Source organism: Roseomonas indoligenes (assembly GCF_017813365.1).
Lineage (GTDB): Bacteria > Pseudomonadota > Alphaproteobacteria > Acetobacterales > Acetobacteraceae > Roseomonas > Roseomonas indoligenes.
Genome location: NZ_JAGIZA010000009.1, coordinates 74,751 through 95,572, shown reverse-complemented (window position 1 = coordinate 95,572; position 20,822 = coordinate 74,751). Strand labels below are relative to the sequence as shown.

Genomic DNA, 20,822 nt, shown 5'->3' with positions numbered 1-20,822 from the left:
ACTCCTTGAACTGGCTTGACGCGGCGGTGCAGCAAAGCCTAGTTCAAAGAATATTGGACCAAGGAGGGCGCGATGCCCCGAACGATCCTCTGGCTCACGCTCGGCGCCTTCGCCGTGGGGACGGGCACCTTCTCGATCGCCGGGCTGCTGCCCGTCATCGCGGAGGACCTGGGCGTCTCCGTCCCGGCAGCGGGCTATCTCTCCATGGCCTTCGCCCTGGCCTACGCCGTCTCCTCCCCCGTGCTGGCCGCCGCCACCGCCTCGCTGGAGCGGCGGCGCACGCTCGTCCTGTCCATGGCGGTCTATGCCCTCGCCTCCGCCGGCTGCGGGCTGGTTCCGGACTATGCGGGGCTGATGGGGCTGCGCATCCTGGCGGCGCTGGCGGCCGCGCTGTTCACGCCGATGGCGGGGGCCTGCGCCGTGGCCCTGGTGGAGCCGCACCACCGTGGGCGGGCCATGGCGCTGGTGATCGGGGGCATGACGCTCTCCACCGTGCTCGGCGCGCCCATGGGCACGCTGATCGGGGAGCACCTGGGCTGGCGGGCCAGCTTCCTCGTCGTGGCCGGGCTGGGCCTCGTCTCCGCCCTCGGCGCCCTGGCCTTCCTGCCCCGCCTGCCCGGCAGCCGCGAGGCGGGGATCGCGGAGCGCCTTTCCCTGGCCACGCGCCCCGCCGTGGCGACGCTGCTGGTGCAGACCGTCGTCGTCTTCGCCGGGGCCTTCACCCTCTTCTCCTACCTCGCCCCCTTCGTGCGCGGCACGCTGGGCTTCCTGGGGGAGGGGACGGCGCTGGCCCTCCTCCTCTCCGGCCTGGGGGGGCTGCTCGGCGTCTCCCTCGGCGGCTGGGCGGCGGACCGGCACGATCCCCGCCGGTTCCTGATTGTCTCCAACGCCGTACTGGGCCTGACGCTCGCGGCCATCTCCGTCTGCGTGGAGTGCCTCTCCATCACCGCGGCGGCGCCTGGCGTGCTGGTGCTGCTGGTGGTCTGGGGCGCCTCCGGCTGGTGCTTCCCGGCGGTGCAGCAGGCCCGCCTCGTCGGCCTCTCCCCCGCCCTGGCGCCGATCCTCCTCTCCCTCAACTCATCGGCCACCTATGCCGGAACCTCCCTCGGCGCCCTCTTCGGCGGGCTGGTGATCGGGGTGGGCGGGCTGCGCGACATCGGGCTGGTGGCGGGGAGCATCGTGGCGCTGGGGGCGGTGATGATCTGGGGGATGCGGGTACGCGCGGTCTGACGCGACGGACCAGGGGGAGAGAAGGGATTTTTCCTCCCCCTGGAACCCCCACCCTCATCTTCTTCTTTCGGGCTGCCGCGGAATGCGAGCCTGACGGCTCGCCGAGCGACCACGCCGCTCGGCGCGGGACAGGTCTGCCCGCGAGGCGGAGCCTCCCGGCCTATCCCCGCCTCAACCGCGAGAGCGGCAGACGCCCGGATTCCTTCAGGCGATCGAGGACAATGGAGGACCGCACGCGGGCCACGCTCTCATGCGGGAGCAGCACGTCGTTCACCAGGGCGGAGAGGTCCTTGAGGTCGCCCACCACGGCCTTGAGGAGATAGTCGGCGTCGCCGGTCATGGCATAGGCCTCCTGCACCTCCTCCAACCGGGTGACGAGCTCGCGGAAGCGCTGGGCGTTGTCGCGGCTATGGGTGGCGAGCGTCACCTGCACGAAGACCAGCAGGTGCAGCCCCAGCGGCTCGGCCGCGAGTTCCGCCCGATAGCCGCGGATAATGCCCGCTGCCTCCAGTGCCGTGCGGCGGCGGGAGCACTGGGACGGGGAGAGCCCGGCGCGCTCGCCCAGCTGCTGGTTGGTCAGCCGGCCATCCTCCTGCAAGGCAGCGAGGAGGCGGAGGTCGATCCCATCGAGTTCGACGACTTCTTGCATAAGGAAGGCGTAGCACGCACGGACCGTGCGGCGGAAGGCGTTTCGGACCTCAGTTCGCACGCAATTTGCGGTCCGGCCGCGGTAGGCTTTCTCCATAAACCTGAGGAGGCTTCCATGGGTCCTTTCCCGCATGACGCACCGCGCGCGGTGATCACGGAGCACAATCCGGCCGGCACGGACGGCTTTGCCTTCGTGGAATACGCCAGCCCGGAGCCGGAGAAGCTGCACGCACTGTTCGAGAGGATGGGCTTCAAGGCGTCGGCGAAGCACCGCACGAAGAAGAGCACCCTCTACCGCCAGGGCGACATCAACTACCTGCTGACGGAGGAGCCCGGCTCCCACGCGCAGGGCTTCACGAAGGACCACGGGCCCTGCGTGCCCTCCATGGGCTTCCGCGTGGTGGATGCGCGGCACGCCTTCGACCACGCGGTGAAGAACGGCGCGGAGCCGGCCACCGAGGGCAAGACGCTGGACGTGCCGGCCATCAAGGGCATCGGCGGATCCTATCTCTACTTCATCGACCAGTACGGCGAGGGCCGGTCCTGCTACGACGCCGAGTTCATGTGGCTGGGCGAGCGCGATCCCTGGCCGGTGGGCGCAGGCCTCTATTACATCGACCACCTGACGCACAACGTGTTCCGCGGCCGGATGGACTACTGGTACGACTTCTACAACCGCATCTTCAACTTCCGGCAGATCCGCTACTTCGACATCAAGGGCGAGTACACCGGCCTCTTCTCCCGCGCGCTCACCTCCCCCGATGGCCGCATCCGCATTCCGCTGAACGAGAGCGCGGATGAGGAGAGCCAGATCGAGGAGTACCTGCGCGAGTACAAGGGCGAGGGCATCCAGCACGTCGCCTGCGGCTGCGACGACATCTACGGCACGATCGAGGGCCTGCGCGAGGCCGGGCTGAACTTCATGCCGAGCCCGCCGGAGACCTATTACGAAAAGGTCGATGCCCGCCTGCCCGGCCATGGCGAGGACATCGTGCGGCTGAAGAAGAACGGCATCCTGGTGGATGGCGAGGGCGTGGTGGAGGACCGCAAGGCGCGGCTGCTGCTGCAGATCTTCTCCGCCAACGTCATCGGGCCGGTCTTCTTCGAGTTCATCGAGCGCAAGGGCGATGACGGCTTCGGGGAGGGCAATTTCCGCGCCCTCTTCGAAAGCATCGAGGAGGACCAGGTGCGCCGCGGCGTGATCGGCGGCAACAAGGCGGCCTGATCGCCCGCTTGCGGCGCGGCGGCGCCGGGCGGGATACTCCGGGCGAACCGGAGACCTGCCCGATGCCGACGCGCCGCGCCTTTTTAGCCCTGCTGCCCGCCGCGGGGCTGGCGGGTGCCGCCCGGGCGGCGGAAGCCTGGCGGATCGTCACCGAGTATCCGGCGAACGCCATGCCGGGCGAGGGCATCGCCCATTTCGCGCAGGCCGCGACGCGCCTCTCCAACGGCGCCCTGTCCGTAACGCCGGGTTTCGACGCGCCGGACGGGCTTCGCTCCGCCGCCATGATCCGCGCAGCCGCCGAGGGGCGCGTGCAGGCGGCCGACGCCTTCACCGGTGCGCTGGCGGCCGAGGCGCCGATTTTCCAGCTCTCCGCCCTGCCGTTCCTGACAGCCTCCGCCGAGGACACGGCGCGGCTGCTGCGCGCGGCGCGCCCGGCCTATGCGGCGGCCCTGGGCGCGCGGGGGGTGACGCTGCTCTACGCCACGCCATGGCCGGCGACGGGGCTCTGGTCCCGCAATCCGGTGTCCGGGCCGGAGACGCTGCGCGGGCTGAAGGTGCGGACCTATGACGCGGCGAGCACGGCGGTGATGCGGAATGCCGGCGCGGAGCCCGCGCAGATCTCCTTCGCCGATGCGCTGCCCCGGCTCCGGGCGGGCGAGATGGATGCGGTGATGTCCTCCGGCGATGGCGGGGCGGGGGCGCGGCTATGGGAAATCCTGCCGCACTTCACCGTGCTGGATTACGCCTCGCCCCTCAGCCTCGCCTTCTGCAACACGGCGGCGTTGCGCGCGCTTCCCAAGCCGGTGCAGGACCATGTGGAGCAGGCCGCGCGAGAGACGGAGGCGCGGCAGTTCCAGGCCATTGCCACGCGGCTGGCGGAGAACGAGGCGCGGATGCGGGCGAACGGCGTGACGCTGGCGGGCGGCGCGTCCCTGCGCGCCGCACTGGCGGCGGCGGCTGCGCCGGTGGTGGCGGACTGGACGTCGCGCGCCGGGGCCGAGGGCGCGGCGATCCTCAACACCTACCGCGCGGGCTGAGGGCGATGGGACTTCTCGTTGACGGCCAGTGGCAGGACCGGTGGATTGACACCAAGGCCACGGGCGGCCGCTTCATCCGCAAGGACAGCGCCTTCCGCCACTGGGTGACGCCGGATGGCAGCCCCGGGCCGAGCGGGGAGGGCGGCTTCGCCGCGGAGCCCGGGCGCTACCACCTCTACGTCTCGCTCGCCTGCCCCTGGGCGCATCGGGCGCTGATCCTGCGCGCGCGCAAGGGGCTGGAGGGGATGATCGGCCTCTCCGTCGTCCACTGGCACATGGGGGAGGATGGCTGGACCTTCGAGGACGGGCCGGGCGTGATCCCCGATCCGGTGAACCACGCGCGCTTCCTGCACCAGGTCTACACGGCGGCCGATCCGCACTACACCGGGCGCGTGACGGTGCCGGTGCTGTGGGACAAGCACCGCGGCACGATCGTCAACAACGAGTCCGCCGAGATCATCCGCATGCTGGACCACGCCTTCGATGGCGTGGGCGCCAAGCCCGGCGACCACGCCCCGCACGGCCTGCTGGCTGAGATCGACGAGGTGAACGCCAGCATCTACGACGCGGTGAACAACGGCGTGTACAAGGCCGGCTTCGCCACGGCGCAGCCCGCCTACGAGGAGGCGGCGCGCGCTGTCTTCGCGAAGTTGGACGAGCTGGACGCGCATCTGGCAGCGCAACGCTATCTCGTGGGGAACGTGCTGACGGAAGCCGATATCCGCCTCTTCACCACGCTGGTGCGCTTTGACCTCGTCTATCACGGGCACTTCAAGTGCAACCGGCGGCGGATCGCGGACTACCCCGCGCTGTTCGCGTATCTGCGCGACCTGTTCCAGTCGCCGGGCTTCGGGGAGACCTGCGACTTCCTGCACATGAAGCGGCACTATTACGAGAGCCATCCCACCATCAATCCGACGGGGATCGTGCCCATCGGGCCGGAGCAGGATCTCCTCGCGCCGCATGGGCGGGAGGCGCTGGGTTAGGCTCGCGTCACTCCCGCAGCGCGCGGGCCGGGACGGCGATACCGCGGGCGACATCGAGCGCCATGGCCACGGAGACGCCGGCCACCGCCCATCCGCCATCGGGTCGGCGGGCCAGGAGCGGGGCGCCGCTCGCGCCGCGGGTGGCGGCGCAGCCATGGACGATCAGGCGCAGGCCGTCCAGCGCGGCCGTGCCGAGGGCGCGGCAGGCGGTATCGGCCATCAGCACCTCCGGCCGGTCCTGCTGGTAGCCGCCGAGCATCACCGGCTGGTCCGGGGCGGGATCCTCCTCCAGCAGGGGAAGCGGGGCGGCGGCAATGGGGGTGTCCAGCGTCAGCACGGCCCAGTCGGCGCCGCGCGGGAGGCGGGTGCGCGGGTCGAAGCCGGGGCCGGTGCGGAAACTCGCGGCGCGGGCCGTGGCCTTCCAGGTGCCCTGGCGGTAGCCGAGCAGGAAGTGGACGGAGGAAGGGCGCAGGAGCTGGCCGGTGCGGGGCGCCACGAGGCAGTGCGCGGCGGTGAGGACGGTGCGCGGGCCGATCAGCGTGCCGGTGCAGCGGGAACCCAGTTCCGTCTGCACGCGGCCGAGCGAGGACCAGGGCGGGGCATCGGCATCGACCAGGCGCCGCGCATCCCCGGCCCCTAGGCCGGGGAGGACCGAAAGCGGGATGCGCGGCTCGGCCGCCGCCGGCCCTGCGGAGAGCAGGGCCAGGGCGGGAGCCACCCCCAAGGTGGCTCTCAGTAGCGCTTGTAGGGCAGGAACTTGCCGGACATAGTGATCCGCACGCGGTCGCCCTTCTGGTCGGGCTGGCGCTCCAGCTGCATGTCGTAGTCGATCGCGGACATGATGCCGTCCCCGAACTCCTCGTGGATCATCTCCTTCCACGTGGTGCCGTACACCAGGATCAGCTCGTAGAAGCGGTAGATCAGCGGGTCCGTCGGCGGCAGGGGCTGGGCGCCGCGGTAGGGGATCTCGCAGAGCGTCGCCTCCTCTTCCTCGTCCAGGCCGAACAACTCGGCGATGCCGCGGGCGTGGTGCGGCTCCGCGCTCATCTGGCCCATGCAGAGGGCGCAGGTCCAGACGGGGCTCTGCCCGATCCGGGCGGCCACATCCGTCCATTTCAGGCCCTTGCCCTTCTTCAGCTTCAGGATCTTCCGGCCGAGTTCGGTCTTCGCGTCGTTCATCTGCACCTCCGGGATAGCGTCGGGATGCCCGATGCCAGTTCGGTGCCAGGGACCGTCAGACGCAGCGCGGCCGGCCTGCCCCCTTCCCGGGCGGCCGCCGCGCCCGATAAGAGCAGAAGCTGTCGCCGCCGGACGCGGCGAAGGGAGATGCCGATGATCGTGGACCTGCGGATCTACACCTGCCAGCCGAACCGCATGGCGGAGTTCGTGAAGACCTACGAGACCATGGGTTGGGAGATCCAGAAGAAGTATCTGGGCCGCTGCCTGGGCTGGTACACCACGGTGGAGGGGCCGCTGAACCGCATCGTCCACCTCTGGGCCTATGACAGCCAGGCGGACCGCGAGGCGCGGCGCGCGGCCATGGCGAAGGACCCGGGCTTCCAGGCCTATCTCGCCAAGGTGGCGGAGATGGGCGTGCTGCAGGAGATGGAGAACCGCATCGTCGCGCCGGCGCCCTTCTACGCGGCGCATCTGGCGGAGCAGGCGAAGTAGGAAAACGGCCCGGGGAGGTTCTCCCCGGGCCGCTTCCGTTCAGAGGCGGGACTTGAGGAAGGCGTTGATCCGGTCCAGCAGGCCGTCACCCTCCTGCACTGCCTGGCGGCTGCGGCGGTCCACTTCCTTGCGGGCGTGGCCGAACAGGCTCCAACCCTCGTCGCGCGCGTCCTCGTAGGCGTCGCGGCCGCGCTTGCGGGCACGGTTGTAGGTCTCCTCACCCTGGTCGCGGGCACGGCCGAACAGGCTCCAGCCGCGGTCGCGGGCCTCGTCGTAGCTGTCCTCGCCGCGCTTGCGGGCGCGGTCATAGACCTCCTCGCCGCGGTCGCGAGCGCGGCCGAACAGGCTCCAGCCCCGGTCGCGCGTCTCCTCATAGGCGTCCTGGCCCTCATTGCGGGCCCGCTTGAAGAGGCTCCAGCCGCGGTCGCGGGCGTCGTCATAGCCTTCCGCGCCGCGCCGGCGGGCGGTGTCGTACAGATCCTCGCCCCGGCCCCGCGCCTGCTTGTAGTAGCCGCGGCCACGGTCGCGCGCCTCGTCATAGAGGTCGCCGCCGCGATCGCGCGCATCGTCATAGACAGAGGAGGCGTAGCGGCTCGCCTTGTCGGCGAAGTGCTCGGCATGCTTGCGGGCGCGCTTCAGGTGGGGGCGCGCCTCGCGCTCCGCCCGCTCCGCGTAGTCCAGCGCGCGGTGGGCGATGCGGCTCGCCTCATGCCCCAGCGTGCCGATGCCGTGCCCGGCGTCACGCGCCACGCGGTGCCCGATGTGCCAGGCGCGGTCCGCCAGGCGCTGCGGCACGGGCTTGGGCCGGCGCAGCGTGTACATGCCGATCGCGGCGCCCCCGAGCAGCGCGGCCGCGCCGATCAGCAGCCCGGCCGGGCCGAGCGGGTTCATCTGCGCCTCCAGCAGGAAGGAGGTCTTGCGGGGCGGCGGGCCGGAGAGGGAAGAGGTCTCGGCCAGATCCTCGCGCGGCTCATACAGGTTGTCACGGCGCTCCATGCGGCCGGTCTCCTCGGATTCCTGGGTGGGTCGGGCGATCTTCTCGAAGATCATGTCGGTCAGGCGGGGGAAGTGGGTGCCCATCATGGACATCATGAAGCCGCCACCGCCCACGTAGAGGTCGCGCGTGCGGGTCTCGCAGGCGTGCAGGATGGCGCGGGCCGCCACGCGCGGGTGATAGGCCGGCGGCGGGTTCCGCGTGCCGGGGGAGCCCAGCAGGTTGCGCGCGTGCTCCATATAGGGCGTGTCGATCGGGCCCGGCTTGATGAGCGTGACGCTGATCGGATAGCCCTCGGCCTCGAACTCCGTGCGGAAGGCCTCCGTCACGCCCTTCACCGCGAACTTGGACGCGGAGTAGGGGCCCTGCAGCGTCATCGCGCGCTCGGACAGCACGCTGCCCGTGTTGACGATGGCGCCGCCGGCCTTGCCCTTGAGGTGACGGGCCGCGACGAGCGTGCCGTGCACCACGCCCCAGTAGTTGGTGTCGAAGAGGCGGCGCTGATCGTCCAGCGGCACGTCCTCCAGCTCGCCATAGATGGCGACGCCGGCGTTGTTGCACCAGGAATCGAAGCCGCCGAAGGCCTCGATGGCGCGGGCGCTGATCGCCTCCACCTGCGCCATGTCGGCGACGTCGGCCACCACGGGCTCCGCGCGCCCGCCCTTGGCCCGGATCTCCTCCGCCAGGGCGTTCAGCGCCTCCCCGTTGCGGGCGACGAGAACCAGGGAGGCGCCCCGCTCCGCGGCCATGCGGGCCGTGGCCAGACCGATGCCGGAGGAGGCGCCGGTGATGACGATGACCTGTTCCGAGAGGGGTTTCAGCTTGGGTGCGGGCATGAAGGGGACCTCGGCATTGCCGGGTCTCAACGGCGAAGCCTCGCGAGGGTTCCGCGCAGGTGGGGCGGCGTCTTTTCCTGACCCTCACGGTCTGTCCCGGGGAGAGGAAGAAGGAATTCTTCCTCTCCCCAGGTCCCTCACCATCATCTTCTTCCAGGAGTTGGCCTTGCTGTGCTGGCGGTGCGCCTCGGCCTTTGGAGCCGAGGCGACTGCAAGGGTAGAATCAGACCTTCTGGTGGAGGGCTGGCGATTCAAGTCAGTCCTGCGGCAGCCCGATGCAGGTTCAGGAGGCTCAGCCTCCTGGCGGGGGTTCCAGGGGACGGCGCCCCCCTGTCTCGGACCGATCAATCCACAGCCAGCCGAACAGCGACCTCGGCCCCCAAGGCCACATCCGCGATGACCGGCCGGTGGTCCGATGCCTCGCGGGCGGTTTTGTCGGTCCAGCTTCGCAGCAGGGCGGCGCGGGGGCGGGCGTAGATGCGGTCCAGCGCGAAGAGGGGGCGGGCGACGGGGAAGCTGCGCAGGCGCGTGCGGGAGGGGAGGGTGCCGAGGAAGGCGCGGTCCACCGGCCCGTGCGGTTCCCAGTCGTTGAAGTCGCCCATGGCGAGCAGCGGGTCGGCGCTGGCGCGTGCCAGGGCGGCGAGCTTCGCGGCCTGGGCCCGGCGCTCCCCGAAGCCGAGGCCGAGATGGGCGGCGAGGAGGCGCAGCGGGCCGGCGGGGGTGTCGAGGCGGGCGGCGATGGCGGTGCGCGGTTCCCGGCCGGGAACGGAGAGGTCGTGCAGGGTTCCATCCTGCAGGGGCCAGCGGCTGATGAGGGTGTGGCCGTAGCAGCCATCGGCGGCCCGGAGGGTCGGCGCGTCCAGGGAGTGGCCCCCGAGGGCCTCCCGCAAGGCGGTGAAGGGGAGGGCGCCCGGGCGATTCCGGCCCTCCACCTCCTGGATGGCCACCACGTCCGGCTCGTGCCGGCGGATGAGGGCGATGACGCGGTCCAGGTCGTGCCGCCCGGCGGGGGAAACGGCGCCGTGGATGTTCCAGGTCATGGCCCGGAAGGTGAAGCCTTCCATGGGCCTATTCGTGGCGCAGGCGGCGGAACAGCTTCTGCAGGCCCCAGGTGACGAGGGCCCAGGCCACCAGCACGAGGGTGAGCAGGCCAATGTTGCGGGGTGTCGGGTGCTCCAGGATGCGCGACAGGCTCTCCCCCACGAGGGAGAGGAGGGCGATGCCGGGCAGCAGGCCGAGGGCGGTGCCGATCATGTAGTCCGGGAAGCGGATCCGCATGGCGCCGGCGACGAGGTTGACGAGGGTGAAGGGCGCGACGGGCAGCAGTCGGATGGTGGTGACGGCGAGGATGCCGTTGCGGTTCACCGCCTGGCTCACGCGGTTGATGCGCGGGCCGAGGAAGCGGCGCAGCAGATTCGGGCCGAGCCTGCGGCCGAGGCCATAGGTGGCAGCGGCCGAGACGAGGGCGCCCACCCCCGCATAGGCCAGCCCCGGCCAGGTGCCGAAGGCTGCGGCGGTTCCGAGGATGAGGACGTTCACGGGAAAGGCGATGAAGCCGAGCAGCAGGAAAAGCCCGACGGAGAGGGCCGGGCCCCAGTGGCCGCGATCCGTCAGCGCGCTCCGCATCGCCTCCGGCGTCAGCAGCCCGGCGAGCGGCGTCAGCTTCCACAGCAGGATCAGCAGCGCCACAGGCAGCAGCAGCAGCGCCGCGCGGGCGAGAAAGGGCCAGGGCCGGCCGGAAGGCGGGGCCACGTCGGGGTGGACGAGGTAGTCCGAGAGGAACTCGCCGGCCTCCATGGGGCGGCGGGGATCGGCGGCGCGCTCGATGCCCGGCAGCAGGCTGCGGGCCGGGCGGTCGCCATCCTTCACGTCCTGCAGGCTCCGGCCATTGGCGGAGAGGCCCTGCGTGGCCTGGAGGATGGAGCCGGTGGCCTGCATGCTGGCGGCGACAGCCTCCGGTGCCACGCCCGTGTGCTCGGCGATCAGCCGGTCCCGTGCGCGGGCCACGGCGGCGCGCTGCGTCGCATCCCGCGCCTCGACGAGCAGGTCGCATTCCGTGTCCGTGCCCATGGAGCGGTTGCAGATGTTGGAGGATCCGATGCGGAGGAAGCGGTCGTCCACTGCCATGACCTTCGCGTGGACCATCACCTCCGATTCCGCCCCGCCCTCCTGCACGTGTGGAAAGACCAGGCGCACGCGATCGGCCAGCCCCGCGCGGCGGATTGCGCGCATGAAGCGGATGCGGCCGGCCAGCATCGTGCGGTGCTCCAGCCAGGTGTGATGGGTCCTCGGGACGACCACCAGGGCTTCCAGCGCGGGCCGCGCCTTCATGCGGGCGATCAGGGCACGGGCGACGCGGCCGCAGGTGAGGAACTGGTTCTCGATGTAGATCGTGCGCTCCGCGCTGCCGATGGCGTCGAGATAGAGGGACTCAACCTCGCGCACCTCCGGGCGGCCGGCGAAGGCGGGCATGGTGCGGGCGATGCCGATCGTCACCTCCCGCCAGTCCGGGGCGACCCCGGCGGGCCAGGGATCGTGGTCGCTGGGCGGGGGTGCCGGCATGTCCAGGCACTCCGCGCAGGCGGCGTTCCAGCGGGCCTGCACCAGTTCCTCCAGCGCTGCCGCGGCCTCGCCGTCCACCACCATCTGCACGTCGTGGAAGGGCGGGTAGGGCTTGCCCGCGGGGTCCACCCGGTCCGGATCGCCGGGGGCGTGGGATGAGCGGTCCCAGCGACGGATGGTGAGGTCCAGCCCGCCGGCGAAGGCGAGCTTGCCGTCGATCACCACCACCTTCTGGTGATGCGATGCGCCGAAGGGGGTGCGGTCGTCGAGGCAGAGCTCCACCCCCTCCGGCGTGTTCCAGCGCAGGTGCAGGGCGGGCAGCGGCTCGCGCTCCAGCGCGTAGAGGACGGAGTAGTCCCAGAGCAGCAGCCTGATGGAGAGGCCGGGCCGGCCCTCCGCCAGGGCGGTGAGGAAGGGGCCCAGCTCCTCCGGCAGCCCGTCATCCGGGGGGGCGTCGCCGACCAGGCGGGTGCGGCTGTCGATATCCCAGCCGACGACGTGGATGGTGTCGCGCGCCGCCAGCATCGCCGCCCGCACCGCGCCGAAGTAGTTGGCGCCGTCCGGCAGCATCGCCGCGCGCGCGGCGCGGGCGGCCCGCCACACGTTGCGGCCGGGGCGAAGGATGGAGGGCGGCTCGGCCTCGGGCGCCGGGGGGACGGTCCGCGGCCGGGCGCGAGGGGGCGCTTCGGTCAGCATTCCCCGGCTAACGCAGAAGCGGCGATTTCGTTCGCGTCTGCGATAGGGCGGCCCGTTTCTTGCCAAAAACCGCCTGATCACGCGGCCCTTCCGGCCGGAGATCGGCGACTTGGGGGAAGCGATGCTCTGGGATCTGGCGCGGACGAAGGGTCCGGAGGCCGCGGCACGGGCCGCGCTGAACCGGATCGAGGCCTGGGCCGACCCCGCCCTGTTCATCCATCGCGTGCCGGTCGAGGCGGTGATGGCGGAGGCGCGCCGGCTGGCCCTGGAAGGTCCGATGGGCCGGCCGCTCTGGGGCGTCCCCTATGTGGTGAAGGACAATATCGATGTGGCGGGCATGCCCACCACGGCCGCCTGCCCGGGCTATGCCTATACGCCGAAGGAGGACGCGCCCTGCCTGGCCCGGCTGCGGGCGGCGGGGGCGATGCTGCTGGGGAAGGTGAACCTGGACCAGTTCGCCACGGGGCTGGTGGGGGTCCGCAGCCCCTATGGCACGCCGCGCAACGCCCTGGCGCCGGATTGCGTGCCGGGCGGCTCCTCCTCCGGTTCCGCCAGCGCGGTGGCGGCGGGGATCGCGGGCTTCTCGCTGGGCACGGACACGGCGGGCTCGGGGCGGGTGCCGGCGGGGTTCCAGAACATCGTGGGGCTGAAGCCCAGCCTTGGGCTGGTGCCCACGCGCGGCGTGGTGCCGGCCTGCCGCTCCATCGACACCGTGTCCGTCTTCGCCATGACGGCCGCGCAGGCGGGCGAGGTGCTGGCCGTGATGGCCGGGCCGGATGCCGCCGATCCCTATTCCCGTGCCGCCCCGGCGTCCTGGCGCGCCACGGGCGGCGCGGTGCCGCCGGTGCTGCGCGTGGCCGTGCCGGAGGAGGCGGAACTCGTGCTGGACACGCCGGACGATGCGGCGCTGTTCCGGGCGGCGCTGGCCCGGCTGGAGAGCCTAGGGGCGGTGCTGGAACGGGTCTCCATCGCGCCCTTCCTGGCCCTGGCCCGGCGGCTCTACGACGGGGCCTGGGTGGCGGAGCGGACGGCGGCGCTGCGGGAGGTGGTGGAGCACCGCGCGGACGCCCTGCATCCCGTCACCCGCACCATCCTGGAGGGCGGCCTCTCCCGCCGCACCGTGGATGCCTTCGATGATTTCCACGCCCAGGCGGGCGCGCGGCTGCTGGCCAGGGCCATCTTCGCGCGCTTCGACCTGCTGGCCGTGCCCACCGCGCCCGGCCTGCCGACGCTGGAGGCGGTGGCGGCGGAGCCCATCGCGGTGAACAGCCGCAACGGGACCTACACGAACTTCGTGAACCTGCTGGACCTTTCCGCCGTCGCCGTGCCCGCCGGCTTCCGGGGCGATGGGCGCCCCGCCGGGATCACGCTCATCGCGCCCGCCTTCGCGGAGGCGCTGCTCTGCGCCGTTGGCGGCGCGGTGCACCATGCGGCCGGGCTGCGGCTGGGCGCCTCCGACGAGGCGACGCCGGCACCCCCGCCCGGCGCCGCCCTGGCCCCCGACGAGAGCGCGCTGTTCTGCATCGGCGCCCACATGTCCGGCCTGCCGCTGAATGGGCAGGTGACGTCGCTGGGCGGCCGCTTCCTCCGGCGGGACCGCACACGACCGGAATACCGGCTCCACGCACTGGGCAACCGCCCGGGAATGGTGCGCGCGGTGGGCGGGGCAGCGATCGAAGGCGAGGTCTGGGCCCTTCCCACGGCGGCGATCGGGCCACTGCTGGCCGGGGTGCCGGCGCCGCTGGGCTTCGGCACCGTGGCGCTGGAAGCCGGTCCCTGCCTGGGGTTCCTGGCCGAGGCCTCGGGCGTGGAAGGGGCGCCGGACATCACGGCGCATGGCGGGTGGCGGGCCTGGCTGGCGGCGCAGAGCTAAAAGGCCGGTGGGAGAAAGAATTCTTCCCCCAGACCCCCATCATCTTTTTCTATCAATTGATTCCTGGAAAGTCTGTGCCGCGCCGAGGGTCATCGACCCTCGGCGAACCGCAAGCCCCGCATTCCCCGGCAGTCCGGTAGAGAAAGATGAGGGTGAGGGGGCCGGGGAGAGGGAGAATTCCTTCTCCCTCTCTCTGGTCCGCATTCTCAAGCCGCAACCACAGTCCCCGGTCCCGCACCCCGCATCGCCCCGCGCGTGTCCACCACCAGCGGCGCCGTGCGGCGCACCAGGTCCAGGTCCATTCCCGGCTGGGGCGTGACGAGCAGCACCGCGTCCTGCGCGGCCAGCACCGCCTCGTCCAGCGCCATGCTCTCCAGCGCGGGTGAGGTACCGTGCAGGCGGCGGGTGGCGGGGAAGCGGGGGACGAGGGGGTCGTGGTAGGCGACGATCGCGCCGCGCTCCTGCAACAGGCGGAAGATCTCCACCGCCGGGCTCTCCCGCGTGTCCGGCACGCCGGGCTTGTAGGCGAGGCCGAGGAGGAGGATCCGGGCGCCGCGGAGCGGGATGCGGCGGTCGTCCAGCGCGTCCCGCAGGCGCATCACGGCATAGGCGGGCATGGCGTCGTTCACGCGCCCCGCGAGTTCCACGAAGTCGCTGGGGACGCCGAGCTCCCGGGCCTTCCAGGCGAGGTAGTAGGGGTCCACGGGGATGCAGTGGCCGCCCAGGCCGGGGCCGGGGCGGAAGGGCATGAAGCCGAAGGGCTTGGTGGCGGCGGCGTCGATCACCTCGTTCACGTCGAGGTGCATGGCGTGGGCGATGCGCTTGAGTTCGTTCACGAGGCCGATGTTCACGGCGCGGAAGACGTTCTCGTAGCACTTGGCGAGTTCGGCGACGGCGAGGGAGGAAACGGGGACGAGCCCGCCGGCGACGGGGGCATAGAGCGCCTGCCCGACGGCGAGGCAGGCGGGCGTCGCGCCGCCGACCAGCTTCGGCACACGGGCCACGGTGCCTTCCGGGTTGCCGGGGTCTTCGCGCTCCGGGGAGTAGATGGCGAAGGCGTCCCGGCCAGCGCGCAGGCCGGCGGCGGCGAGAACGGGGAGGAGCAGCTCCTCCGTGGTGCCGGGATAGGTGGTGCTCTCCAGCGCGACCGCCTGGCCGGCGCGCAGATGCGGCGCCAGGGCCGCCAGCGTGTCGCGCACGGCCGAAAGATCGGGTTCCTTGTGCGGGCCGATCGGGGTGGGGACGCAGATTACCAGCACATCGCATTCCGCCGCGGCCGCCGCATCGCCATGGGCGCGCATCCCGCTGGCCGCCACGCGGTCGTCCGCGATCCCGTGGACGGGGCTGCGGCCGGCCGAGATGGCGGAGATCTTGCCAGGGTCGATGTCGAAGCCCTCGACCGCGAAGCCCGTCTCGGCGAAGCGGAGGGCCAGGGGCAGCCCGGCATAGCCCAGGCCGACGACGCCGATCCGGGCCTGCCGGGTGGTGAGCCGGGCAATCAGCGCGTCGCGCCAGGAAGCGGAGGCGTACGAGCCGTCCATCACGATTCACTCACGTTTGAGTGATATCAGGGAACCGCAACCCGGGACCCGCTGCAAGGGGCGGATCAGGACCTGCTGTGATCCCCGTCGGACGGTGGCGCGCCGCGAGGCACATCGCGCCGGAATTCGAGGTTCCGCGCGGATCTGCCGCTCAGGCCGGCACGGGCCGCGTGTCGTCCACCATCCGCCCGTCATTCGGCAGCGTGCCCGGCGGAACCAGCGACACCTCGCCGCGCAGCCCGGTCACGGTGCGGAGGGCGGCGGACAGCGCCTCCCGCAGGGCCGGGTCCTCGGGCGCTTCGGCGCGCAGCTCCAGCCGGTCCCCACCCTCCGCCGCGGCGACGACGAGGCGCAGGCGCCCGAGGCCGGGGAACTGCCGCGCCAGCGCCGCCGTCATCTCCGGCCGCACGAAGAGGCCGCGCACCTTCGCGGCCTGGTCGGCGCGGCCCATCCAGCCGCGGATGCGGGCATTGGTCCGGCCGCAGGGGCTGGCCCCCGGCAAGATCGCCGAAAGGTCGCCGGTGGCGAAGCGGATGAGGGGATAGGCCTCGCTCAGGACGGTGACGACCACCTCGCCCACCTCGCCCTCAGCTACGGGGTCGCCGGTGCCGGGGCGGACGATCTCGACGATCACCTCCTCGTCCAGGATCAGCCCCTCGCGCGCCTCGCTCTCATAGGCGATCACGCCGCACTCGGCGGTGGTGTAGGATTGCAGCACCGTCAGCCCGCGATCCCCGTACCACTGCCGCAGGCCGGGCAGGTAGGCGCCGCCGGAGACGTGGCCGTAGCGGAGGGAGGAGGTGTCCAGCCCCATTGCGTCCGCCCGCTCCAGGATGAGCTTCAGGAAGTCCGGCGTGCCGCACCAGGCGCGCGGGCGCAGGCGGGCCATGGCCCCGGCCTGCATCTCCGTGTTGCCGGTGCCGGCGGGGATGACGGGGCAGCCCAGCGCCATCGCCCCACCCTCCAGCATGAAGCCGGCCGGGGTGAAGTGATAGGCGAAGCAGTTCTGCATCACATCGCCGGCCCGCAGCCCCGTGGCGTGCAGGGCGCGGGCGAAGCGAAAGGTGTCGGCGCCGCGTCCCTGCGGCTCGTGGATCGGGCCGGGGGAGACGAAGATACGCGCGAGATTGCCCACCGGCACGCCGTTCAGCCCCGCGAAGGGCGGGTCCGCCGCCTGGGCCGCGATCAGGTCCGATTTTCGGGTGACGGGCAGGGCCGCCAGCGCCGCCCGCGAGGCGATGTCTTCCGGCGCCGTGCCGGAGAGCACGCGCGCCGCATGGGCCGACCCGGCGGCGGCGCGGGCCATCAGGTAGGGCAGGCTCTCCATCAGCGCCGCCTCGCGCATTTCCGGCGGGCGGGTCTCCAGATCGTCGAAATGCACGCTCACAGCCAGCGCTTCCGGCGCTTGTAGGATTTCAGGCCGCGGAAGGACCGCCGGTCCGTGCCGTGGCCGCCGAGGTAGAACTCCTTCACGTCCTCGTTCGAGGCGAGGTCCGCCGCCGTGCCGTCCAGCACCACCTTGCCCCCTTCCATGACGTAGCCGTAGTCGGCGACCGAGAGCGCCATGCGGGCGTTCTGCTCCACCAGCAGGATCGTCACGCCGAGCTCCGCGTTGATGCGCCGGACGATACCGAAGACCTCCTTCACCAGCAGCGGGGACAGCCCCATGGAGGGCTCGTCCATCAGGATGAGCTTCGGCCGTGCCATCAGCGCGCGCCCGATCGCCAGCATCTGCTGCTCCCCGCCGGAGAGATAGCCGGCGAGGCCCGTGCGCTCCTTCAGGCGGGGGAAGAACTCGTAAACCCTCTCGATGTCCTGCCGCACCTCGTTGTCACGGCGCGTGTAGGCGCCGAGGCGGAGGTTCTCGAGGCAGGTCATGTCGGAGATGATCCGCCGCCCCTCCATCACCTGGAAGATCCCGCGCCGGACGATCTCATGCGGGTCGATGCCGTCGATCCGCTCCCCGGCGAAGCGCACCTCGCCGCGCGTCACCTCGCCTTCCTCGGTCTTCAGCAGCCCGCTGATGGCCTTCAGCGTGGTGGACTTCCCGGCGCCGTTGGCCCCGAGAAGCGCCACGATCTTCCCCTGCGGCACCGCGAGGGAGAGGCCGCGCAGCACCAGGATGACGTCGTTGTAGACGACCTCGATATTCGCCACCTCCAGCAGCGGCGGCGCGACCGCCGCCGCGGGGGCGGGGGTGGGGTGCTGCGCGGCGTCCAACATCACCAGCCCAGCAGCTCGCGCTTGCGCTCGAGCTCCACCGTCGTCACCGGCTCCAGCCGCATGGTCCCGGCCCGGATCAGGTCGCCCACGCTGCCCTGGGCGGTGTCGCCCGTGACGACGGCGCGGTAGATGGCCACGCGCATCGTGCCGCGGTGGTCATCGGCGGTGAAGGTGGAGGGGGTGCAGACGCCCTCGAAGCCGCGCGGCACCCAGTTGGTGCGCTCGTAGAAGGCCTTCTGGATGCGCTCGCCCGTCACCTGGCCGCCATTGGCGGCGGCGGTGTCCATCGCCTCCACCATCAGCATCGCCGCGCAGGCGCCGGCCATGTAGTGCACGGGCCGGTAGGTATTGCCGGAAGGATCGGAGATGCGGCTGATCGCGCGGATCGTTTCCATCCCCGGCGCGTCCTGCCCCGTCACCACCTGGGTGCGGACAGGGAAGACCACGCCGTTGGCGGCGGTGCCCGCGGCCTTCATGGCGTTCTCGTCCATGCCCCAGACATTGCCCATGAACTGCACCTGCACGCCCGCCGCCTGGCAGGCCCGCAGCACGGAGATGTTGGAGCCCGCCGTGTTGCCGAGATAGGCGTAGTTCACGCCCTGCTGCTTCAGCGTCAGGCACTGCGCGGTGTAGTCGCCGGGCGCGAGCGCGAACTGGATCGCCGGCACCACGTCGAAGCCCAGCTCCCGCGCCATGGCCTCCCCCGCCTCCTTCGGCGAGTTCGGGTAGGGGTGATTGCCGCCCATGTGGACGTATTTCGGCCGGCCAGCCTGCCCCTTCGCCTTCCAGTCATCCGCCGCCCAGCGCAGCATGCCCCGCAGCGCGTCGGAGTAGGAGGGACCGAAGAAGAAGTTGTAGGGCGAGGCCTCAACCCCCGCGCGGCCGGACTTGCCGCCGGCATCCGTCAGCGCGGCTGAGTAGGAGCCGGAGATGAAGGGAATGCGGTCGCGGTTTACGAAGCGCACCAGCGCCTCCGTATCCGCCGTGCCCCAGCCCTGGATCGCCACGACCCGCTCCCGGCCCGTCCAGGCCTGATACTGGGAGACGGCGCGCGGCGCCTGGTAGCCGTAATCGAAGCCCAGCACATTCAGCTGGCGGCCGCCCACACCCTGGCGCGTCTGGTTCACCCAGGCCAGCGTGTCCGCGACCCCCTGCCCATAAGGCACGCCGACGTCGGAGGTGGCGCCGGAATTGTCCATCAGGTGCCCGACGGGGATGCGCTGCTGGGCCATTGCCGGCGCCGCGATCGCGACCGTGGCCGCCAGGGCGAGAAGTGCCTTCATACGTCCGTTTCCCTCTTTGTCTTGCCGGCCGCTGTTCCGCGGCTCGTCATCAATGCGAGTAGGGGTAGAGCTTCCAATAGGCCTTGATCAGCTTCCAGCGGCGGGCCAGCCCGTCCGGCTCGAAGATGAGGAAGAGGATGATCGCCGCGCCGATCGCCATCTCCCTGAGGAAGGAGATGTTGCCCCCGATCTTCAGCATCCGGTCCAGCGCGCCGCCGGCGATGGCGTCCGCGCCGGATTGCACCACCTCCGGCAGGGCGACCATGAAGGCCGCTCCCATGAGGCTGCCCATGATGGAGCCCAGCCCGCCGATGATGACCATCCCCAGGAACTGGATGGAGAAGAGGATGTTGAAGGCCTCCACGCTGACGAAGAGCAGGTGGTGCGCGTAGAGCGCCCCGCCGATCCCCGCGTAGAAGCTGGCGATCCCGAAGGAGAGGGTGCGGTAATAGGCGAGGTTGATCCCCATGATCTCCGCGGAGAGGTAGTGATCCCGCACCGCGACCAGGGCCCGCCCGTCCCGCGTCCGCATCAGGTTCGCCGCCGCCACGAACATCACGACCACGAAGGCGAGGACGAGATAGAAGTAGCTCTCCTCCCGGTCGAAGGCGAAGCCGCCGATGACAGGGGATTCGGTGATGCGGCCGGAGACGCCGCCGGTGAACCACTGCGCGCGGGCGAAGAAGTCCTCCAGGATGAACTGCGCCGCCAGGGTCGCGATGGCGAGGTAGAGCCCCTTCAGCCGCGCGGCCGGCGCGCCGAAGACCAGCCCCACCACCGCCGTCATCACCCCGGCGATGGGGATGCAGAGCAGAACGGGGATCCCGAAGCGCTCATGCAACCAGGCGGAGGCGAAGGCGCCCAGCCCGAAGAAGGCGGCGTGGCCGATGCTGATCTGCCCGCTGAAGCCGACGAGGATGTTCAACCCCAGCGCTGCGATGCTGAGCGTGCCGACGTTGATCAGCAGGCCGAGAAAGTAGCGGTCCAGCACCAGCGGCGCGAAGCAGAGCACCGCCAGCCCGGCCCAGAGGGCGGCGCGGCTCCCCAAGGTCGGGAAGATCGTCGTGTCCGCGCGGTAGCTCGTGCGGAAGTCGCCGGTGGGAGCGAGGACGGCCATGGGGTCAGATCCGCTCGATGTTCTTCGTGCCGAACAACCCGTAGGGCTTGATCATCAGGATCAGCAGCAGGGCGTAGAAGGGCGCCACCTGGTACATGTTGCCCAGGTTCAGCCACTCGCTGTCCACGTACTGCGCCAGGTTCTCCAGCACGCCGACGATTAGCCCGCCCAGCACCGCGCCCACCACGGAATCCAGCCCGCCGAGGATGACGGCGGGGAAGACCTTGATGCCGTAGACGGAGAGGGCGGCGGACACCCCGTTCACCATGCCCACCGTCACCCCCGCGACGGCGGAAACGGCCGCGGAAATCGCCCAGGCCATGGCAAAGACCCGTGGGACGGAGATGCCGAGGGACTGCGCAACCTGCTGGTCAAACGCCGTGGCCCGCATCGCCAGCCCGTGCCGGGAGTAGCGGAAGAACCAGCCGAATCCCGCCATGATGGCAAGGGAGATGCCGAGCGAGAGCAGATAGGCCGACTGCACCTCCAGCCCGAACACCGCGACGCGCTCCGCCCCGAAGACCTGGGGGAAGGGCTTGGCGAAGACGCCGAAGATCCACTTCATCAGCGCCTGGAAGAAGATGCCCAGCCCGATGGTGGCCATGATGACGCTGATCACCGGCTCCCCGATCAGGGGCCGCAGGACCACGGCCTGCAGGATGATCCCGAACAGCGTCATGAAGACGAGGGTGAAGAGGAACCCCACCGCGAAGGGCAGCTGCCATTCCGTGAGGAACCACCAGCACACCCAGGCCCCGACGAGAAGGAACTCGCCCTGGGCGAAGTTCACGACCTGGGACGCCTTGTAGATCAGCACGAAGGACATCGCGACGACGCCGTAGAGCGCGCCGACGATCAGCCCGTTGATGAGGAGCTGGAGGAGGAAGGAGGTGCCCATGC

Annotated in this window: 17 protein-coding genes and 1 pseudogene; 6 read left to right on the top strand and 12 right to left on the bottom strand. The window is 71.2% G+C overall.

Going from position 1 to position 20,822, the window contains the following annotated elements:
• Positions 1–57: 57 nt before the first annotated feature.
• Positions 58–1,230: pseudogene (locus J5Y10_RS15530) on the top strand (MFS transporter); the annotation flags it as partial.
• 160 nt (positions 1,231–1,390) lie between these two features.
• Here J5Y10_RS15530 and J5Y10_RS15525 read toward each other — a convergent pair.
• Complete coding sequence (locus J5Y10_RS15525; RefSeq protein ID WP_209374945.1) at positions 1,391–1,879, bottom strand: Lrp/AsnC family transcriptional regulator; 489 nt, start codon at positions 1,877–1,879, stop codon at positions 1,391–1,393.
• Between the two features lie 114 nt (positions 1,880–1,993).
• Here J5Y10_RS15525 and hppD point away from each other — a divergent pair, with 114 nt between their 5' ends.
• The 3 genes from hppD (at position 1,994) to J5Y10_RS15510 (ending at position 5,126) form a co-directional block, all read left to right on the top strand.
• A complete protein-coding gene (hppD, locus tag J5Y10_RS15520) occupies positions 1,994–3,103 on the top strand; it encodes a 4-hydroxyphenylpyruvate dioxygenase (RefSeq protein WP_209374944.1) in 1,110 nt (369 codons plus the stop codon).
• Between the two features lie 62 nt (positions 3,104–3,165).
• Positions 3,166–4,140: a TRAP transporter substrate-binding protein DctP gene (gene dctP, locus J5Y10_RS15515; protein WP_209374943.1), complete on the top strand. Its 975-nt coding sequence runs from the start codon at positions 3,166–3,168 to the stop codon at positions 4,138–4,140.
• Between the two features lie 5 nt (positions 4,141–4,145).
• Positions 4,146–5,126: a glutathione S-transferase family protein gene (locus J5Y10_RS15510; RefSeq protein ID WP_209374942.1), complete on the top strand. Its 981-nt coding sequence runs from the start codon at positions 4,146–4,148 to the stop codon at positions 5,124–5,126.
• Between the two features lie 7 nt (positions 5,127–5,133).
• On the opposite strand, the gene J5Y10_RS15505 is transcribed toward J5Y10_RS15510, so the two are convergent.
• The gene (locus J5Y10_RS15505) at positions 5,134–5,844 is read right to left on the bottom strand and encodes a trypsin-like serine peptidase (RefSeq protein WP_342452940.1); all 711 of its coding nucleotides are present in this window, start codon (positions 5,842–5,844) and stop codon (positions 5,134–5,136) included.
• 14 nt (positions 5,845–5,858) lie between these two features.
• Positions 5,859–6,305, bottom strand: a complete 447-nt coding sequence (gene cynS, locus J5Y10_RS15500) for a cyanase (protein ID WP_209374940.1) — start codon at positions 6,303–6,305, stop codon at positions 5,859–5,861.
• Positions 6,306–6,458: 153 nt separating this feature from the next.
• Here cynS and J5Y10_RS15495 point away from each other — a divergent pair, with 153 nt between their 5' ends.
• Positions 6,459–6,797, top strand: a complete 339-nt coding sequence (locus tag J5Y10_RS15495; protein WP_209374939.1) for an NIPSNAP family protein — start codon at positions 6,459–6,461, stop codon at positions 6,795–6,797.
• A 39-nt stretch (positions 6,798–6,836) separates the two neighbouring features.
• Here the strand turns inward: J5Y10_RS15495 and J5Y10_RS15490 are convergent, their stop codons facing one another.
• The 3 genes from J5Y10_RS15490 to J5Y10_RS15480 all read right to left on the bottom strand — a co-directional run bounded on the left by J5Y10_RS15490 (position 6,837) and on the right by J5Y10_RS15480 (position 11,885).
• Complete coding sequence (locus tag J5Y10_RS15490; protein WP_209374938.1) at positions 6,837–8,627, bottom strand: SDR family oxidoreductase; 1,791 nt, start codon at positions 8,625–8,627, stop codon at positions 6,837–6,839.
• Positions 8,628–8,971: 344 nt separating this feature from the next.
• Positions 8,972–9,691, bottom strand: coding sequence for an endonuclease/exonuclease/phosphatase family protein (locus tag J5Y10_RS15485; protein WP_245214763.1), 720 nt, complete (start codon positions 9,689–9,691; stop codon positions 8,972–8,974).
• 4 nt (positions 9,692–9,695) lie between these two features.
• Positions 9,696–11,885, bottom strand: coding sequence for a VTT domain-containing protein (locus J5Y10_RS15480; RefSeq protein WP_209374937.1), 2,190 nt, complete (start codon positions 11,883–11,885; stop codon positions 9,696–9,698).
• A 109-nt stretch (positions 11,886–11,994) separates the two neighbouring features.
• Between J5Y10_RS15480 and atzF the strand changes: the two genes are divergently transcribed.
• Positions 11,995–13,758: an allophanate hydrolase gene (gene atzF / locus J5Y10_RS15475; RefSeq protein WP_209374936.1), complete on the top strand. Its 1,764-nt coding sequence runs from the start codon at positions 11,995–11,997 to the stop codon at positions 13,756–13,758.
• A 206-nt stretch (positions 13,759–13,964) separates the two neighbouring features.
• Here atzF and J5Y10_RS15470 read toward each other — a convergent pair whose 3' ends face one another.
• The 6 genes from J5Y10_RS15470 to J5Y10_RS15445 form a co-directional block, all read right to left on the bottom strand.
• A complete protein-coding gene (locus J5Y10_RS15470; RefSeq protein WP_209375062.1) occupies positions 13,965–15,299 on the bottom strand; it encodes a nucleotide sugar dehydrogenase in 1,335 nt (444 codons plus the stop codon).
• A 151-nt stretch (positions 15,300–15,450) separates the two neighbouring features.
• Positions 15,451–16,686, bottom strand: a complete 1,236-nt coding sequence (locus tag J5Y10_RS15465; protein WP_342452935.1) for a phenylacetate--CoA ligase family protein — start codon at positions 16,684–16,686, stop codon at positions 15,451–15,453.
• A complete protein-coding gene (locus J5Y10_RS15460; protein ID WP_209374935.1) occupies positions 16,683–17,522 on the bottom strand; it encodes an ABC transporter ATP-binding protein in 840 nt (279 codons plus the stop codon). The genes J5Y10_RS15465 and J5Y10_RS15460 overlap by 4 nt, the downstream gene beginning before the upstream one ends.
• Positions 17,522–18,805, bottom strand: coding sequence for an ABC transporter substrate-binding protein (locus J5Y10_RS15455; RefSeq protein ID WP_209374934.1), 1,284 nt, complete (start codon positions 18,803–18,805; stop codon positions 17,522–17,524). The genes J5Y10_RS15460 and J5Y10_RS15455 overlap by 1 nt, the downstream gene beginning before the upstream one ends.
• Before the next feature lie 49 nt (positions 18,806–18,854).
• Complete coding sequence (locus tag J5Y10_RS15450) at positions 18,855–19,922, bottom strand: branched-chain amino acid ABC transporter permease (RefSeq protein ID WP_209374933.1); 1,068 nt, start codon at positions 19,920–19,922, stop codon at positions 18,855–18,857.
• A 4-nt stretch (positions 19,923–19,926) separates the two neighbouring features.
• Positions 19,927–20,820, bottom strand: coding sequence for a branched-chain amino acid ABC transporter permease (locus J5Y10_RS15445; RefSeq protein WP_209374932.1), 894 nt, complete (start codon positions 20,818–20,820; stop codon positions 19,927–19,929).
• Positions 20,821–20,822: the final 2 nt, after the last annotated feature.

What these genes read in the sequence shown, in the direction of transcription:
- J5Y10_RS15525 (WP_209374945.1), bottom strand. Translation starts at nt 1,879, where the DNA reads ATGCAAGAAGTCGTCGAACTCGATGGGATCGACCTCCGCCTCCTCGCT.
- hppD (WP_209374944.1), top strand. Translation starts at nt 1,994, where the DNA reads ATGGGTCCTTTCCCGCATGACGCACCGCGCGCGGTGATCACGGAGCAC.
- dctP (WP_209374943.1), top strand. Translation starts at nt 3,166, where the DNA reads ATGCCGACGCGCCGCGCCTTTTTAGCCCTGCTGCCCGCCGCGGGGCTG.
- J5Y10_RS15510 (WP_209374942.1), top strand. Translation starts at nt 4,146, where the DNA reads ATGGGACTTCTCGTTGACGGCCAGTGGCAGGACCGGTGGATTGACACC.
- cynS (WP_209374940.1), bottom strand. Translation starts at nt 6,305, where the DNA reads ATGAACGACGCGAAGACCGAACTCGGCCGGAAGATCCTGAAGCTGAAG.
- J5Y10_RS15495 (WP_209374939.1), top strand. Translation starts at nt 6,459, where the DNA reads ATGATCGTGGACCTGCGGATCTACACCTGCCAGCCGAACCGCATGGCG.
- J5Y10_RS15490 (WP_209374938.1), bottom strand. Translation starts at nt 8,627, where the DNA reads ATGCCCGCACCCAAGCTGAAACCCCTCTCGGAACAGGTCATCGTCATC.
- J5Y10_RS15485 (WP_245214763.1), bottom strand. Translation starts at nt 9,691, where the DNA reads ATGGAAGGCTTCACCTTCCGGGCCATGACCTGGAACATCCACGGCGCC.
- J5Y10_RS15480 (WP_209374937.1), bottom strand. Translation starts at nt 11,885, where the DNA reads ATGCTGACCGAAGCGCCCCCTCGCGCCCGGCCGCGGACCGTCCCCCCG.
- J5Y10_RS15470 (WP_209375062.1), bottom strand. Translation starts at nt 15,299, where the DNA reads ATGGACGGCTCGTACGCCTCCGCTTCCTGGCGCGACGCGCTGATTGCC.
- J5Y10_RS15460 (WP_209374935.1), bottom strand. Translation starts at nt 17,522, where the DNA reads ATGTTGGACGCCGCGCAGCACCCCACCCCCGCCCCCGCGGCGGCGGTC.
- J5Y10_RS15455 (WP_209374934.1), bottom strand. Translation starts at nt 18,805, where the DNA reads ATGAAGGCACTTCTCGCCCTGGCGGCCACGGTCGCGATCGCGGCGCCG.
- J5Y10_RS15450 (WP_209374933.1), bottom strand. Translation starts at nt 19,922, where the DNA reads ATGGCCGTCCTCGCTCCCACCGGCGACTTCCGCACGAGCTACCGCGCG.
- J5Y10_RS15445 (WP_209374932.1), bottom strand. Translation starts at nt 20,820, where the DNA reads ATGGGCACCTCCTTCCTCCTCCAGCTCCTCATCAACGGGCTGATCGTC.